This is a genomic window from Streptomyces sp. NPDC048275 (genome assembly GCF_040652275.1).
Classification (GTDB): domain Bacteria; phylum Actinomycetota; class Actinomycetes; order Streptomycetales; family Streptomycetaceae; genus Streptomyces.
In genome coordinates, this window is the sequence record NZ_JBEZLR010000047.1 from 23,560 (window position 1) to 39,757 (window position 16,198).

The 16,198-nt window shown below is 69.5% G+C and carries 10 protein-coding genes and 3 tRNA genes; 5 read left to right on the forward strand and 8 right to left on the reverse strand.

Annotated elements, in window-relative coordinates:
• Positions 1 to 24 precede the first annotated feature (24 nt).
• Positions 25 to 1,704 carry an ABC transporter substrate-binding protein gene (locus AB0D57_RS25860; protein WP_362077487.1) on the reverse strand — a complete coding sequence of 560 codons (1,680 nt, stop codon included), beginning with the start codon at positions 1,702 to 1,704 and terminating at the stop codon, positions 25 to 27.
• Between the two features lie 74 nt (positions 1,705 to 1,778).
• A complete protein-coding gene (locus AB0D57_RS25865; protein WP_362077491.1) occupies positions 1,779 to 2,801 on the reverse strand; it encodes a LacI family DNA-binding transcriptional regulator in 1,023 nt (340 codons plus the stop codon).
• A 199-nt stretch (positions 2,802 to 3,000) separates the two neighbouring features.
• Between AB0D57_RS25865 and AB0D57_RS25870 the strand changes: the two genes are divergently transcribed.
• Positions 3,001 to 3,999 (forward strand): carbohydrate kinase, encoded by a 999-nt coding sequence (locus tag AB0D57_RS25870; protein ID WP_362077494.1) that lies wholly within the window; start codon positions 3,001 to 3,003, stop codon positions 3,997 to 3,999.
• A gap of 859 nt (positions 4,000 to 4,858) precedes the next feature.
• Here AB0D57_RS25870 and AB0D57_RS25875 read toward each other — a convergent pair.
• The 3 genes from AB0D57_RS25875 to AB0D57_RS25885 form a co-directional block, all read right to left on the reverse strand.
• Positions 4,859 to 4,932: transfer RNA gene (locus AB0D57_RS25875), tRNA-Ile, on the reverse strand.
• Positions 4,933 to 5,097: 165 nt separating this feature from the next.
• Positions 5,098 to 5,170 (reverse strand) — tRNA-Asn (locus AB0D57_RS25880).
• Between the two features lie 5 nt (positions 5,171 to 5,175).
• Positions 5,176 to 5,248 (reverse strand) — tRNA-Asn (locus AB0D57_RS25885).
• A 145-nt stretch (positions 5,249 to 5,393) separates the two neighbouring features.
• Here AB0D57_RS25885 and AB0D57_RS25890 point away from each other — a divergent pair.
• The 4 genes from AB0D57_RS25890 (at position 5,394) to AB0D57_RS25905 (ending at position 11,061) form a co-directional block, all read left to right on the forward strand.
• The gene (locus tag AB0D57_RS25890) at positions 5,394 to 5,699 is read left to right on the forward strand and encodes a YtxH domain-containing protein (protein ID WP_362077497.1); all 306 of its coding nucleotides are present in this window, start codon (positions 5,394 to 5,396) and stop codon (positions 5,697 to 5,699) included.
• A 64-nt stretch (positions 5,700 to 5,763) separates the two neighbouring features.
• Positions 5,764 to 7,218, forward strand: a complete 1,455-nt coding sequence (locus tag AB0D57_RS25895) for an FGGY family carbohydrate kinase (RefSeq protein WP_362077500.1) — start codon at positions 5,764 to 5,766, stop codon at positions 7,216 to 7,218.
• A 184-nt stretch (positions 7,219 to 7,402) separates the two neighbouring features.
• A complete protein-coding gene (locus AB0D57_RS25900; protein ID WP_362077503.1) occupies positions 7,403 to 9,136 on the forward strand; it encodes an ABC transporter ATP-binding protein in 1,734 nt (577 codons plus the stop codon).
• Complete coding sequence (locus tag AB0D57_RS25905; protein WP_362077506.1) at positions 9,136 to 11,061, forward strand: ABC transporter ATP-binding protein; 1,926 nt, start codon at positions 9,136 to 9,138, stop codon at positions 11,059 to 11,061. Before AB0D57_RS25900 ends, AB0D57_RS25905 begins: the two co-directional genes overlap by 1 nt.
• A gap of 273 nt (positions 11,062 to 11,334) precedes the next feature.
• On the opposite strand, the gene AB0D57_RS25910 is transcribed toward AB0D57_RS25905, so the two are convergent.
• From AB0D57_RS25910 to AB0D57_RS25920, 3 genes are all read right to left on the reverse strand, one after another.
• Positions 11,335 to 12,621: an RNA polymerase sigma factor gene (locus AB0D57_RS25910; protein ID WP_362077509.1), complete on the reverse strand. Its 1,287-nt coding sequence runs from the start codon at positions 12,619 to 12,621 to the stop codon at positions 11,335 to 11,337.
• A gap of 348 nt (positions 12,622 to 12,969) precedes the next feature.
• Positions 12,970 to 14,877, reverse strand: a complete 1,908-nt coding sequence (dnaG, locus tag AB0D57_RS25915) for a DNA primase (RefSeq protein WP_362077512.1) — start codon at positions 14,875 to 14,877, stop codon at positions 12,970 to 12,972.
• Positions 14,878 to 14,923: 46 nt separating this feature from the next.
• Positions 14,924 to 16,189, reverse strand: coding sequence for an FAD-dependent oxidoreductase (locus AB0D57_RS25920; protein WP_362077515.1), 1,266 nt, complete (start codon positions 16,187 to 16,189; stop codon positions 14,924 to 14,926).
• Positions 16,190 to 16,198: the final 9 nt, after the last annotated feature.

A 16,198-nucleotide genomic window follows, 5' to 3' on the forward strand; every position in this document is an offset into this window, starting at 1 on the left:
GGAGGATGGCCGCCGATCCGTGCGTCAGCTCTTGACGGGCTTCAGCGAGGTGAGCACGAGGATCGTGCTGCCGTTGCGGTTGCTGAGGGTGGCGTACGGGTTCTCTTCGGTGGGCCAGCCGGTGAAGCGGGCGTCCGTGTACGCGCCCCACTCGGGGCCGGTGAACAGCGGGACGACGGGCGCGTCCTCGTTGTAGAGCCTCTGCAGGCCGTTCATCTGCTCGCGCTGCGCGCTCTCGTCCGTGGCGGCGGCGAAGGCGTCGATGAGCTTGTCGGTCTTCTTGTCGCCGAAGCGGTGGTAGTTCTCCGTGGCCTGCTTGCCGACCGGCTGGAGCATCTTGGTCGACATCACGCCGCGGTAGTACTCGTACGGTGTGGCGCCGTTGTTGCTCCAGACGATGCCGGTGTCGAAGGTGCCGGTGTTGTACGAGGACGAGACCGCCGACCAGTCGGGCGTCTTCACGGTGGCGGTGATGCCGACCTTCGCGAGGTCCTGCTTGATGATGTTGGCGACCGAGATCCAGTCGGAGGAGGCCGAGCCGACGGAGATGTCGAGCGTGAACGGCTTGCCGTTCTTCAGCTTCCGCTTGCCGCCGCTCTCCTTGTAGCCGGCCGCATCCAGGGCATTGGCCGCCGCGTCGGTGTCGTACTTCGTCCAGGTGCAGGAGGCGGCCAGCGACGTGTCACGCCACTTGTCGTAGGTGCGGGCCAGGCCCGTGCAGTCTGCGGGTTCGGCGTAGCCGTTCATTGCGACCTTGGTGACCTGGTCGCGGTCGACGGCCATGCTGAGCGCCTTGCGCACGGCCGGGTCGTTGAACGGCGCCTTGGTGGTGTTCAGCTGCCAGTTGATCACGGCGGCGGTGGCCGGGAACCAGTAGTGGTTGTGCTTCTTGTCCTTGGCGACGAAGGACTTCTCGATGTTCGGGATGAACGACTGCGTCCAATCCACCTCGCCGTTGGTGAAGGCGATGTTGGCGCTGTCGTTGCCGGAGAAGGCGAGCATCTGGATGCCGGCGATCTGCTGCTTGGCGGGCTGCCAGTAGTTCGGGTTCTTGCGCAGCTCGTACGACTGGCTCTGGAACTTCTCGATCTGGGTGTACGGGCCGGTGCCGACCGGGTTGGGGTTGGTGAATCTCTTCGGGTCCTTCACCTTGGACCAGATGTGCTTCGGCAGGATGTAGTGGGCGCCGATCTCGAAGAAGGCGGGTGAGAAGGGCTTGTTGAAAGAGAATTTCACCGTGTGGGCGTCGACCGCGGTGACCTTGTCCAGGTAGTCGAAGCCGCCCAGCACCTTCTTCTGGAGCTCGAAGGTGTAGACGACGTCGTCGGCCGTGAACGCCTGGCCGTCCGACCACTTCACGCCGTCGCGCAGCGTGAACGTGAGGGACTTGCCGTCCTTGGCCGTCTCCCACTTGGTGGCCAGCCACGGGGTGTCCTTGGCGTCCGCCATGCTGTGGACGACCAGCGGCTCGTAGATCCCCTCCTTGGTCATGGGGGCGGGCAGCGGGGAGAGCGGATTGAAGTTGCGCGTGAACGTCGCCAGATCCTCGCGCGGGATGGTGAGCAGCTGGTTGCCAGACGTGTCACCGGCGCCGGCGGCGCCCGAGCCACCCGTACAGGCGGACAGGACCAGGGCTGCGGCGGCGGTCGCGGTGACCGCTCTCAGGGCGGGCCGAAGCCGCCGCGGGGCGATGGAGGGTGCCATAATGGAGACTCTTTTCCTCTCTTCAACACACAGGACGAAGACGGGATGGGATTCCTCGGCGGACTGATTCGCAGTCAGACCGACGAGCGTTCGAGCAGCGGGCAGTCGATCGTCACCCGGTGGGTGTCGAGCGGCTGCCCCGCTGCGAGAGCGGCGAGCATGTCGACGCCCTTGGTGCCCATGGCTTCGAAGGGCAGGGCGAGCGTTGTCAGCTTCGGCCGCAGATAGGCGGCGATGAGTTCCTGGTTGTCGAACCCCACCACGGCCACGTCGTGCGGGATGCGCAGTCCACGTTCCTTGATCGCGTCGTACGCGCCCATCGCCATCCGGTCGTTGCCGCAGAACAGAGCGGTCGGCCGGTCGGCGGCCGGGCGGTCCAGCAGTTCGCAGGCGGCGGTGTAGGCGCCGTCGGCGGTGGCCCAGCCGGGGATGACGAGGGAGGGGGCGGGGGTGATCCCGGCCTCGCGCAGAGCACGCTCGTAACCCTCGCGCCTGCCGATGGCGGCCGGGATCTCCGGGTCGAGGTTGATGAACCCGATGCGGGTGTGACCGGCGTCCAGAAGCCGACGGGTCGCCTTGTATCCGCCCGACACCTCGTCGGGCAGGATGCACGGCAGCTCACCTGCCGCGTCGTAGCAGTTGACGAGCACCGTCGGCACCTCCCGGGCGGCCTTGGGGAGCGTGACGGCCCGGTGCCAGGTCGTGGCGTACAGCAGCCCTTCCACGCGGTGCTCCAGCATCTGGTCGAGCGCGGCGGCCTCCTGCACGGGATCGCCCTCGCTCGCGGCGATCAGCAGGAACCTCCGGTCACCCCAGGCGCGGCTCTGCGCGCCCGTAATCACCTCCGCCGCGAAGGGGCCGGTCACGATCTCGGTGATCAGACCGAACCAGCCGCTGCGGTTGGAGGCCAGCGCCCGCGCCCCGGCGTTGGGCCGGTAGCCGAGCTCGTCGATCACCTCCAGGATCCGTCGACGGGTCTCGTCAGGGATGGCAGCGCCGGGCTTGTCGTTGAGGACGAAGGAGACCGTGGTCCGCGAGACACCCGCGTGGCGGGCCACATCGCTCATGGTCACGCGATGCGCCTTGTTCGTGGCCACTACCCAGTCCCTTTCGGCCAGCCGGAGGCGCGACAACGCCTCCGGTTTCGCGCTTTAATAACGCGCGTTACTTCCTTGTGGCAGGGAAGTTACGTCCGTCTTGAGCGGCATGTCAATACCTGCGCAATGGGCTGCATCAGGCCACCGTCCCGGTGCCCTTCCCCACCCGCGCTGTTCCTGAGAGAGGCAGACAGTCACCATGGCCCGACCCCAGGCCCCCAGCAGCGTCACCGTCCTCGGCGAGTGGGTCGCCGACGCCTTCACCGACCCCGCCCGGTCCAGCTCCGACGAGCTCGCGCTGCGGGCGCTGCCCGGTGGCGGCCCTGCCAACACCGCCGTCGCTCTCGCCCGGCTCGGCACCCCCACCCGCTTCCTCGGGCGCTTCTCCACGGATGTCTTCGGCACTCTCTTCCGTGCCCGCCTCAGCGACGCCGGCGTCGACCTGACCGGCAGCGTGACCGCCCCCGAGCCCAGCACCCTCGCCGTCGCCGACCTCGACGAGACCGGCCAGGCCACGTACACCTTCTACGCCGACAGCGCGGCCGACTGGCAGTGGACCGACGAGGAACTCGCCACCACCGGGTGGGAGAGCGCGGCCTGCCTGCACACCGGCTCCCTGGCACTGATACGCCAACCCGGCGGCACCCGCATCGAGGACCACCTCGCCAAGGCCCGCGAGCACGTCACCGTGTCCATCGACCCCAACGTCCGCCCCCTGCTCGTACCGCCCGCCGCCTACCGCGAACGGCTCCCCCACTGGTGCGCCCTCGCCGACATCCTTCGCCTCAGCGAGGACGACCTCGCGTTGCTCCTGCCCGGCGTCAGCCCCGAGGAGGCGTGCGACACCTGGCACGCCGCCGGCGCGCGCCTCGTCGTGATCACTCTCGGCGGGCGCGGAGCCCTCGCCTCCCTCGACGGCCACCGCGTCACCGTCCCGACCCCGACCGTGGACGTCGTGGACACCGTGGGGGCCGGGGACTCCTTCACCGCGGGCCTGCTGCACCGCCTCACCGCACTGGGATACCTGGGCGGCCGACTCGACGGACTGGGCCTCGAAGCCATCACCGACGCCTGTACCTTCGCTGCCCACGTTGCTGCCCTGACCTGCTCCGTCCCCGGCGCAGACCCGCCCTGGGCAGAAACCTCCGCGATCTCCGTTCCCGCGATATCCGGACGCCGTCCGCTCCGCCGGCAGTAGTCCGGTGGTCTCGTAGAAGCGCAGCGTTGCGGCCGGATGCCGGGGCGCTCGGCCAACTGCGATAAGCGGTAGGTCGTCGCACCACCGACGGTAAAAGCCTCGACACAACTCGAAGGTCAAGCCCCCATCGCCAAACCACCCGAACCCGCGCCTGGACGGACAGCCAGGACCCGTCCATATGCGGGTTCGCCCGCCGGAACCTCCAGGATTGCGGGAACCCGCACGCTTCCCCCCTTGGACGTGCTCGCCGACACCGGCCCGTCGATCGTGCCGGCGCGGTCTACCACCCACGCCGAAGGAGGCCAGGCTCTGGTCCGAGGCGCTCGAAGGCGCGGGCGCTGGTGCCCAGCCGGCGCACACCTGTTCGCAACAATCCACAGCTGGACAGGGCCTGTTGGTGACCGTCCCACCGGCCTGACCAGTCGAACCGCAGGGCTCTACGTAAGAGGGGCGAGTAACCCATCCGGGCGGTTTCCTCTTGGGGCAGTTTCCCCACCCCTTGGACGTCATCACAGATCGAGCGACGCGAGGGCGACAGGTCTCCACAGCGCGATGACAGCCCATGCCGCGCAACCAGCAAATGGGACAACGAATCGCCCCGTAGACACCGTCCTCTGAACACGACCGCGCCGTCCCGGCCCCTGTACGGCCCCTGGGTCTTGGCATCGGCCCTCAGAGCAGTCGCCCGGACTACGAGCGACAACCTCGAACACCTACTCCGCGGCAGGTCAGGCGGGTTGGAAGTACCGTGGGCGCCGCCGGACTCCAAACCCACGAGCAGCGGATTCACTCCGTTCAGGCAAAGTTGACGCTTCGACACCCAAAAAGAACGTTTCCGCAGGCCAGGAGCCTGCACAGGTGGGGCGGGTGGGACTCGAACCCACGGCCGACGGATTATGAGTCCGCTGCTCTAACCGGCTGAGCTACCGCCCCATGCGGCGTGTCGCGCACATTTGTGCGCGCCGTCTGCCGCAGCATAGCCGCTCATACGATCTCCTGCTTCGGATGGTCGGCATCGCACGACCATGAGGACCTCGGCGCGGCCTGCCCGGTTCCCCCGGGCATGAAAAAGGACCCCTGAGGGGTCCTCTTCCGCTGCTCTCCCGACTGGACTCGAACCAGTAACCTGCCGGTTAACAGCCGGCTGCTCTGCCAATTGAGCTACAGGAGATCGCGCTCCCCCGACTGGACTCGAACCAGTAACCTGCCGGTTAACAGCCGGCTGCTCTGCCAATTGAGCTACGGAGGATTGCTGCGTTGCATCGAACGTACCTACCTGGGTATTCGCCAGGGGGCGTGCGCTCGCTGCGACACATACATTAGCGCAAGCAGGGGGGTGCTCCGCCAATCGGTTCCCTCCACACCGATGCCGACGCAAGGGAAGGGTGGCCGCCATGCGCTACCGGCTCACATTCGTCGCCGGGCTGGCTCTGGGGTACGTGCTGGGCACACGCGCCGGGCGCGAGCGCTACGAGCAGCTGAAGAAGTCCGCACGCCAGCTCGCGCAGAACCCGGCGGTGCGCAACACCGCCGAGTCCGCCGCCCAGCAGGGGCGCGAGTTCGCGGGCAAGGCGTACCACGTGGTGAGCGAGAAGGTGGGCGACCACGTCCCCGACTCGGTCGCCGAGCGGGTCCGCTCCCTGCGCGAGCGCAACACCAACGGCAGCGCCGCGGACGACTGGGGCACCAGCAACACCTAACGATCCGCACCAGGGGGCGACGGTCCGGCACGGTCACTGTCCGCAGTACGGCAGAATTTCCGCCATGGGGATAGTCGCCGGGCTGGACAGTTCGCCCGATTTCACTCGCATCGTCGTCTGCGACACGGAGACAGGTGCCGTGCTCAGGCAGGGGTATGCGCAGCACCCGGTGGAGAACGCCGAGGCCGCCACCCGTGCTTCCGATGTCGATCCGCAGGCCTGGCTGCTGTCCCTGGGCGAAGCGGCCGGTGGTGGCCTGCTCGAAGGCGTGCAGGCCATCGGTGTCTCCGCGCAGCAGAACGGCCTGGTCCCGCTGGACGCGCAGGGCAACACGGTGCGCCCGGCCATGGTGGGGGGCGACAAGCGCGCGCAGGTCGCCGCCGCCGATCTCGTCGACGCGCTCGGCGGGCGCGAGGCGTGGGCCCAGGCCGTGGGTTGTGTACCGCAGGCCGCGCAGCCGGTGACCAAGCTGCGCTGGCTGAGCAAGACCGAACCCGACGCCGCGCAGCGCACCACCCTGCTGCTCCAGGCGCACGACTGGCTGGTGTGGCAGCTGCTCGGCCGTCCGCTGCGCCGGACCACCGACCGGGGCGGCGCCTCCGGCACCGGCTACTGGTCGGCGGCGACCGGCGCCTACCGGCCGGACCTCGTCGAGCTGGCGCTCGGTCGCCAGGCCGCACTGCCCGACGTGCTCGGCCCGTCCGAGGCCGCGGGGACGACGCCCGAGGGGCTGCTGATCTCCGCGGGCACGGGAGAGACCATGGCGGCGGCTTTCGGGCTCGGCATAGGGCTCGGGGACGCGGTCGTGTCCCTCGGCGCCTCCGGGTCCGTGATGGCCGTACACCCCGAGGCGCTGGTCGACTCCTCCGGCATGATCACCTCGCTCGCGGACGCGACCGGGATGCATCTGCCGGTGGTGACCACGCTCAATGCCGTACGCACTCTGCGCGGCGCCAGCGAACTGCTCGGCCTGCCCGACCTGGAGAGCCTGTCCGAGCTGGCGATGAAGTCCACGCCGGGCTCCCACGGGCTCGTCCTGCTGCCGTATCTGGAAGGTGAGCGGACGCCGAATCTGCCGCATACGGCGGGCACGCTCGCCGGGCTGCGGCGGGAGTCGATGCGGCCCGAGCACCTGGCGCGGGCCGCCTTCGAGGGCATGCTGTGCGGGCTCGCGGACGCGCTGGACGTACTGCGCGGGCGCGGTGTGGACGTACGGCGGGTGTTCCTGCTCGGGGCGGCCGCCGAACTGCCGGCCGTGCAGGCCGCGGCGCCCGCGCTGTTCGGCGCGCAGGTCGTGGTGCCCCAGCCGGCCGACTACGCGGCGCTCGGTGCGGCCCGCCAGGCGGCCTGGGCCCTCGGTGTCTCGCAGGGCACGCTCGACCCCCGGCTGCCACCCGTCTGGCAGGGTGCGGTCGCCCAGATTCTGGAGCCCGGCGAGGAACTGGCCGTGGGCCAGGCCGTGCGACAGCAGTACGTGTCCGTACGGGAACAGACGCACCCTGGAGCGTTCCGGACATAGCGGCACATAGGGGGGTGCGGTGGAACCCGGTGGGGCCCTACCGCGTACGTCTCAGGGCCGAGAGCAGCTCCACTCTTGGTCTGCTCTTGGTTAATTCGGTTGAGGTAACACGGGTGGAGTGTTCGACGATAGGGGCTCGTGCACCACCCCGCTCCGCCCCGCCGTCGACCCCGGAAGACTCCGCGTGCTCATACGACTTCTTCGGACCCACCTCAGTCCGTACAAGAAACCCATCGCCCTCCTGGTGCTGCTGCAGTTCCTGCAGACCTGCGCCACGCTGTACCTGCCCACCCTGAACGCGCACATCATTGACAACGGTGTCGTGGAGGGCGACACGGGTTACATCCTGTCCTTCGGCGCCCTGATGATCGGGATCTCGCTGATCCAGGTCATCTGCAACATCGGGGCCGTCTACTACGGCGCCCGTACGGCGTCGGCGCTCGGCCGGGACGTACGGGCCGGCGTCTTCGACCGGGTGCAGTCCTTCTCCGCGCGCGAAGTGGGCCACTTCGGGGCGCCGTCGCTGATCACCCGCACCACGAACGACGTGCAGCAGGTGCAGATGCTCGCCCTGATGACGTTCACCCTGGTGGTGTCGGCGCCGATCATGTGCGTGGGCGGCATCGTCCTGGCCCTCGGCCTGGACGTACCGTTGTCCGGGGTACTGGTCGCCGTGGTGCCGGTCCTCGGCGTCTGCGTGGCCCTGATCGTCCGTCGGCTGCGCCCCCTGTTCCGGGCCATGCAGGTACGCCTGGACACCGTGAACCGGGTGCTGCGCGAACAGATCACCGGCAACCGTGTCATCCGCGCCTTCGTGCGGGACGACTACGAGAAGGACCGCTTCCGGCACGCGAACGCACAGCTCACCGAGGTGTCGCTGGGCACCGGACGGCTGCTCGCGCTGATGTTCCCGATCGTCATGACCGTGGTGAACCTCTCGTCGATCGCCGTGGTCTGGTTCGGCGCGCACCGCATCGACAGCGGCGGCATGCAGATCGGCGACCTGACCGCGTTCCTCGCTTACCTCATGCAGATCGTGATGTCCGTCATGATGGCCACCTTCATGTTCATGATGATCCCGCGCGCGGAGGTCTGCGCCGAGCGCATCCAGGAGGTCCTGGACACCTCCTCCAGCGTCGTGCCGCCCACCGCGCCCGTCATGGAGCTGCGGCGCCACGGTCACCTGGAGATCCGCGGCGCCGGGTTCCACTACCCGGGCGCCGAGGAGCCGGTGCTGAAGTCCGTCGACGTGGTGGCCCGGCCGGGTGAGACGACCGCCGTGATCGGCTCGACCGGCAGTGGGAAGTCGACGCTGCTCGGGCTGGTACCCCGGCTCTTCGACGCCACCGACGGCGAGGTGCTGGTGGACGGCGTGGACGTGGCGACCCTCGAGCCGAAGCTGCTGGCCAGGACGGTCGGGCTGGTCCCGCAGAAGCCGTATCTGTTCGCGGGCACGGTCGCCACGAACCTGCGGTACGGCAATCCCGACGCGACCGACGAGGAGCTGTGGCACGCGCTGGAGGTGGCGCAGGCCAAGGAGTTCGTGGAGCGGCTGGAGAACGGTCTGGACTCGCCGATCGCGCAGGGCGGTACGAATGTGTCGGGCGGCCAGCGCCAACGCCTGGCCATCGCCCGCACACTCGTCCTGCGCCCGGAGATCTACCTCTTCGACGACTCCTTCTCGGCGCTCGACTACGCGACCGACGCGGCGCTGCGCGCGGCGCTCGCCGAGGAGACCGCCGAGGCGACCGTGGTGATCGTCGCGCAGCGGGTGTCGACCATCCGGGACGCCGACCGGATCGTGGTCCTCGACGAGGGCCGGGTCGTGGGTACGGGGCGTCACCACGAGCTCATGGCGGACAACGAAACCTACCGGGAGATCGTGCTCTCCCAGCTGACGGAAGCGGAGGCCGCCTGATGGCCGGGCCCATGGGACGCATGGCGGCGGGCGGCCCCGATCAGCGCTCGATGGACTTCAAGGGATCCGGCAAACGGCTCCTCGCACAGTTCGAACCCGAGCGCGGCACGATGTACGGGATGCTCGTGTGCGGTGTGCTGGCCGTGGGGCTGTCCGTGCTGGGCCCGAAGATCCTGGGCGAGGCGACGGACCTTGTCTTCGCCGGGATCATCGGGCGGGAGATGCAGCCGGGCAGTACCAAGGCCGAGGTCCTCGCCTCGATGCGCGCGCGGGGCGACGGCGGCATGGCCGACATGCTCTCGGGGACGGACTTCACCCCGGGCCAGGGCATCGACTTCGGCGCCGTCGGGAACATCCTGCTGCTCGCGCTCGGTACGTTCCTGGTGGCCGGCCTGCTGATGGCGGTGTCCACCCGGCTCTCGAACCGTGCGATCAACAAGACGGTCTACCGGCTGCGCGAGGACCTGCAGGCGAAGTTGTCGCGGCTGCCCCTCTCGTACTTCGACAAGCGGCAGCGCGGTGAGGTGCTCAGCCGCGCGACGAACGACATCGACAACATCCAGACGACCCTCCAGCAATCGATGGGCCAGCTCGTCAACTCACTGCTGACCATCGTGGGTGTACTCGCGATGATGTTCTGGGTGTCGTGGCTGCTCGCGCTGGTCGCGCTGGTCACCGTCCCGCTCTCCTTCTACGTCGCCACCCGCGTCGGCAAGCGCTCGCAGCCGCACTTCGTGCAGCAGTGGCGCACCACCGGCAAGCTCAACGCGCACATCGAGGAGATGTACACCGGGCACACGCTGGTCAAGGTGTTCGGGCGGCAGGAGGAGTCGGCCGCACAGTTCGCCGAGCAGAACGAGAAGCTGTACGAGGCCGGGTTCAAGGCGCAGCTCAACAGCGGGGTCATGCAGCCGCTGATGATGTTCGTGTCGAACCTGAACTATGTGCTGGTGGCGGTGGTCGGCGGACTGCGCGTCGCGTCGGGGTCATTGTCGATCGGTGACGTGCAGGCCTTCATCCAGTACTCGCGGCAGTTCTCCATGCCGCTGACGCAGGTCGCGTCGATGGCGAACCTGGTGCAGTCGGGTGTCGCGTCGGCGGAGCGGATCTTCGAGCTGTTGGACGCGGACGAGCAGGAGCCCGACCCGATGCCGGCTGCCCGTCCCGACGAGCTGCGCGGGCGGGTGGCACTGGAGAACGTGTCCTTCCGCTACGACCCCGAGAAGCCGCTCATCGAGGACCTGTCCCTGAAGGTGGAGCCCGGGCACACGGTGGCGATCGTCGGCCCGACCGGCGCCGGCAAGACCACGCTGGTGAACCTCTTGATGCGGTTCTACGAGGTCACGGGCGGGCGGATCACCCTCGACGGCGTCGATGTCGCGAAGATGTCCCGGGACGAACTCCGGGCCGGGATCGGCATGGTGCTCCAGGACACCTGGCTGTTCGGCGGCACGATCGCGGAGAACATCGCCTACGGGGCCTCGCGGGACGTCCCCCGGGGGGAGATCGAGGAGGCGGCGCGGGCGGCGCACGCGGACCGGTTCATCCGGACGCTGCCGGACGGGTACGACACGGTGATCGACGATGAGGGTACGGGGGTGAGTGCGGGCGAGAAGCAGCTGATCACCATCGCGCGGGCGTTCCTGTCCGACCCGGTGATCCTTGTGCTGGACGAGGCGACCAGCTCGGTCGACACCCGTACCGAGGTGCTGATCCAGAAGGCGATGGCGAAGCTTGCGCATGGGCGGACGTCGTTCGTCATCGCGCATCGTCTGTCGACGATCCGCGATGCCGACACCATTCTCGTGATGGAGAACGGGGCGATCGTGGAGCAGGGCGCGCATGCGGAGCTGCTGGCGGCGGACGGGCCGTATGCGCGGCTGTACCAGGCCCAGTTCGCGCAGGCTGTGGCCGAGGTGGACTGATGTCCGGGGGTGCGGCGGGGGGCGCGGGATTTCACTCGCCCCCGCCGCCCCTACCCGTCCCATCCTTCCGGGGCTCCGCCCCAGACCCCGCCAGGGGCGCTGCGCCCCCTGGACCCCCGCCAGGTATCCCAGCCCGTCCGGCGATTGAGGACGAGGCCGTCCAGGCCGAACGGGGGTCTGGGGGCGGAGCTCCCAGGGGACGGGACGGGTAGGGGCGGCGGGGGCGAGAAACCCGGACCCGGTCCCCGTCCCGGTCCCGGTCCCGGTCCCGGCTCAGTCCAGATAGCCCCGCAGCTGGTCCGCGAAGGCGTGGTCCCTCAGTTTGTTGAGGGTTTTGGACTCGATCTGGCGGATGCGTTCACGCGTCACGCCGAAGATGCGGCCTATTTCCTCCAGGGTGCGCGGACGCCCGTCCGCGAGACCGTAACGGAGTTGGACCACCTTGCGCTCACGTTCGCCGAGCGTGGAGAGAACCGCCTCCAGGTGCTCGCGCAGGAGGAGGAACGCCGCGGACTCCACCGGAGACGTCGCGTCGCCGTCCTCGATCAGGTCACCGAGGGCGACGTCGTCCTCCTCCCCCACCGGGGCATGCAGGGAGACGGGTTCCTGGGCCAGCCGCAGGACTTCGCTCACCCTCTCGCTCGGCAGGTCGAGATGCGCGGCGACCTCTTCCGGCGTCGGCTCGTACCCGCGTTCCTGCAACATGCGGCGCTGCACGCGCACGACCCGGTTGATCAACTCGACGACGTGGACGGGGACTCGGATGGTCCGGGCCTGGTCGGCGAGGGCCCGGGACATGGCCTGCCGGATCCACCAGGTCGCGTACGTCGAGAACTTGTACCCGCGGGCGTAGTCGAACTTCTCGACAGCCCTGATCAGGCCGAGGTTTCCCTCCTGGACCAGGTCGAGCATGGTCAGGCCCCGCCCCACGTACCGCTTCGCGACCGAGACGACGAGCCGCAGGTTCGCCTCGATGAGGCGGCGCTTGGCCATGCGGCCCATGACGACCAGTTTGTCCAGGTCGAGGGCGAGCTGACTGTCCAGGTCGGAGGCGAGCCGCAGTTTCTCCTCGGCGAAGAGACCGGCCTCGACCCGGCGGGCGAGTTCGACCTCCTCCACCGCGGTGAGCAGCGGAATGCGGCCGATCTCGCGGAGGTACTGGCGGAACAGGTCCGAGGAGGGGCCACCGGTGTCCGTGGCGCGGCCGCGGGGCGGTGTGACGGGCTCGGGCGCCTCGACCTCGGTTTCCATGACGCCGATGGCCGGCTCGGGCGGGACCTCGGGCTCCGTCTCGGGGTGGCGCGCGGCACGGCTCTGCGGGGGGACGCCCGCGACGACGTCGTTCTCCGCGTCCGCGTCGATGGTGGTGTCGGTCTGGGCGAGGGTCTGGGTCTGCACGGGGGCGACCTCCAGGAATGTCGCTGCTGAGGCGTGCGGCAGCGTTATGTCAGGGATGGGGGCAACGGCCTTGCCGCCGTCCATCCCGAAGTCGTTTGGCGGAATCGCGGGGATGATGGACCCGTCGCGTACGGGTCGGCCGCGCTCCGAGGACTCAGGCACCGCAACCCAGTGTGGAGTACGACACATCGCCGCCACGAGGGGCGTGCGGTGACTTTTTGCGTCCGGTCCGTGACCGGCCGGTTACCCACATGGACGAGTGCGCGCCGTCGGGGGCGCGAAACCTGCGGAAGGCGACGACTCGGCAGCACCAGGGCCTGTCGTTCGGATCAGGTCGCGGGGAATCGACGATGCCTTGTCGGCGCCGGTGAGCGGGGTCTGGTGCGTGCGGCCGCAAGGCGGAGGAGGGCGTCGATGCGGGGCATCGGCAACCGACGACAACGCCGCGGACGCGTGTGCCGGACCCCGCGTCCGCGGCGTGATCCAAACGACAGGCCCCAGGGCCGAACGTCAGAGCGCCTCGGCCCCTCGCTCCCGCAGCGCCTGCTCGTACTGCTGGAGCACCCACAACTCGTTCTGTACGGCGGCCAGCTGGGCCGGGTCGCCCTGGGCGCTCGCGCGGGCCAGGGCACCCTGGACGTCACGGATGCGGCGGTCGACGGCGCGGCGACGGACCATGACGAGCTGGTCGCCCGCGTAGGTCTCGTCGACGGTCTTGCGCATGATGGCCTCGACGGCCAGCTCGGTGACCATGGCGCGCACCACGTCGTCCGGGGCGGCCTCGCGGACCTGGACCAGATACTCCTGGGGGTCCTGGACGCCGTACTCCGCGCCGCCCGCCTCGATGATGGCCAGGCGTACGGCGGCGTACGGCTCGGCGGTGAACTCGTCGATGCCGTAGGCGTCGAAGGCCGGCGAGACCAGGTCGGGGCGCTGGAGGGCGAGTTTGAGCAGCTCGCGCTCGGTGGCGTAGACGGGGTTGCGGAGGTTGAGCGCGGGGCCGCCGCCGGTCGCCCGGGCGGCGGAGGCGTACGGCTGCTGCGGGCGCTGTCCGGGCGTCGGCGCCGGGCCCTTGCCGCCGCGGTCGCGGGCCCAACGGGCCAGCTGGGCAACGCGCTTGACCACGAACTGGGTGTCGAGGATGCCGAGCATGCCGGCGAGCTGCACGGCGACCTCGTGCTGGGCTCCGCTGTTCTTGATGCGGGCGACGATGGGCGCCGCTTCGTCGAGGGCGGCGGCGCGGCCGGCCGGGGTCTCCAGGTCGTAGCGCGCGACGATGTGGCGCAGCGCGAACTCGAACAGCGGGGTGCGGGGTTCGACCAGGTCGGCGACGGCCTCGTCGCCCTTCGCGAGGCGCAGCTCGCAGGGGTCCATGCCGTCCGGGGCGACCGCGATGTAGGTCTCGGCGGCGAACTTCTGGTCGTCCTCGAAGGCGCGCAGGGCGGCCTTCTGGCCGGCCGCGTCGCCGTCGAAGGTGAAGATCACACGGGCCGAGCCGTTGTCCATCAGGAGGCGTCTGAGGATCTTGATGTGGTCGCCGCCGAACGCCGTGCCGCAGGTGGCGATGGCGGTGGTGATGCCGGCCAGGTGGCAGGCCATGACGTCGGTGTAGCCCTCGACCACGACCGCCCGGCTGCTCTTGGCGATGTCCTTCTTGGCGAGGTCGATGCCGTACAGGACCTGGGACTTGCGGTAGATCGCGGTGTCGGGCGTGTTCAGGTACTTCGGGCCGTTGTCCGCCTCGTAGAGCTTGCGGGCGCCGAAGCCGACGACCTCGCCGCCGATGTCGCGGATGGGCCACATGAGGCGGCCGCGGAAGCGGTCGATGGGGCCGCGGCGGCCCTCCTGGGCGAGGCCGGAGAGGAGCAGCTCCTTGTCGCTGAAGCCCTTGCCGCGGAGGTAGCGGGTGAGGTGGTCCCAGCCCTGGGGGCTGTAGCCGACGCCGAAGTGCGCGGCGGCGGCCTGGTCGAAACCGCGCTCGGCCAGGAACTTACGGCCGGTGTCGGCCTCGGGGCTGGTGTCGAGCTGCTCGATGTAGAACTGCGCGGCGATCTTGTGGGCCTCGACCAGGCGGATGCGCTCGCCGCGCTGGTGGGCGGGGTTGTACCCGCCCTCCTCGTAGCGAAGGGTGATGCCGGCCTGCGCGGCGAGGCGCTCGACCGACTCGGAGAAGGAGAGGTGGTCGACCTTCATCACGAACGTGATGGTGTCGCCGCCCTCCTGGCAGCCGAAGCAGTGGAAGAGTCCCTTGCTCGGGCTGACCTGGAAGGACGGTGACTTTTCGTCGTGGAAGGGGCAGAGACCCTTCAGGTTGCCGCCGCCCGCGTTGCGCAGCTGAAGGTACTCGGACACCACGGCGTCGATCGGGACCGCGTCCCGAACCGCCTTCACGTCCTCGTCGTTGATCCTTCCAGCCACGCATGGATTCTACGGTGAGGGTGTGACAGTCGAGCGCCGCCGTCTCTCACGGGACCAGGCTGTCCAGCGGAACATGCGGGTCCGCGAGCGCGTCGGTGTCCACCTGGGCCCGGGATCGGATCAGCTGCTGGATCGGCTCCGTGACGTCCCACACATTCACGTTCATCCCGGCCAGCACCCGCCCGTCCTTCACCCAGAACGCGATGAACTGCCGCTTGCCCACGTCTCCACGGATCACCACTTGGTCGTACGTCCCCGGGGGCGCCCAGCCCGAGTACTCGAGCCCGACGTCGTACTGGTCGGAGAAGACATAGGGCACGCGGTCGTACGTCATCTCACGGCCCAGCATCGCGCGGGCGGCCGCCGGTCCGCCGTTCAGCGCGTTGGCCCAGTGTTCGACGCGCAGCCGGGTGTCGAAGAGGGGGTGGGGGGAGGCGGCGACGTCACCGGCGGCGTGGATGTCGGGGTCGGAGGTGCGCAGCCGCTCGTCGACCGCGATGCCGCCGCCGTGCGCGCGGGCGACGAGGGTGAGGCCCGCCGCCTCGGCGAGGCCGGTGCGCGGGGCGGCGCCGATCGCGGCGAGCACGTCGTGGGCGAGGTGCTCCTCGCCGTCGTCGGTGCGGGCGGCGAGGACCACGCCGTCCTGGCCGACGATCTCGGTGAGCCTGGCGCCGAAGTGGAAGCGGACGCCGTGCTCGCGGTGCAGCTCGGCGAAGATCTGGCCGAGCTCGGGCCCGAGGACCGCGTGCAGCGGGGTCGGCTCGGGTTCGACGACGGTGACCTCGGCGCCGTACTCACGGGCCGCCGCCGCGACCTCCAGGCCGATCCAGCCCGCGCCCGCGATGACGATGTGGCCGTTGTCGCGGCCCAGCGCGGCGAGCACTCCCTTCAGCCGCTCGGCGTGGGCGAGGCGGCGCAGGTGGTGGACCCCGGCGAGATCCGTGCCCGGGATGTCGAGCCGGCGCGGCTCGGCGCCCGTCGCGAGGAGCAGCTTGTCGTAGTGGACCAGGGTGCCGTCGTCGCCGAAGCGGACCGTCCGGGCCGTCCGGTCGATCGCGTCGACGGTCTGGCCGAGGTGCAGCTCCACGTCGTTGCGGGCGTACCAGGCGGGTTCGTGCACGAAGACGCTGTCGCGCTCCTCCTTGCCGAGGAGGTAGCCCTTGGAGAGCGGAGGGCGTTCGTAGGGGTGATCGCGTTCGTCACAGATCAGTATCACGCGGCCGGTGAAGCCCTCCGCTCGGAGCGTCTCGGCGGCCTTGGCGCCTGCCAGGCCTCCTCCGACGATGACGAATGTCTGATCCGCGTCGACCACTTGATTCCT

What these genes read in the sequence shown, in the direction of transcription:
- AB0D57_RS25860 (WP_362077487.1), bottom strand. Translation starts at nt 1,704, where the DNA reads ATGGCACCCTCCATCGCCCCGCGGCGGCTTCGGCCCGCCCTGAGAGCG.
- AB0D57_RS25870 (WP_362077494.1), top strand. Translation starts at nt 3,001, where the DNA reads ATGGCCCGACCCCAGGCCCCCAGCAGCGTCACCGTCCTCGGCGAGTGG.
- AB0D57_RS25890 (WP_362077497.1), top strand. Translation starts at nt 5,394, where the DNA reads ATGCGCTACCGGCTCACATTCGTCGCCGGGCTGGCTCTGGGGTACGTG.
- AB0D57_RS25895 (WP_362077500.1), top strand. Translation starts at nt 5,764, where the DNA reads ATGGGGATAGTCGCCGGGCTGGACAGTTCGCCCGATTTCACTCGCATC.
- AB0D57_RS25905 (WP_362077506.1), top strand. Translation starts at nt 9,136, where the DNA reads ATGGCCGGGCCCATGGGACGCATGGCGGCGGGCGGCCCCGATCAGCGC.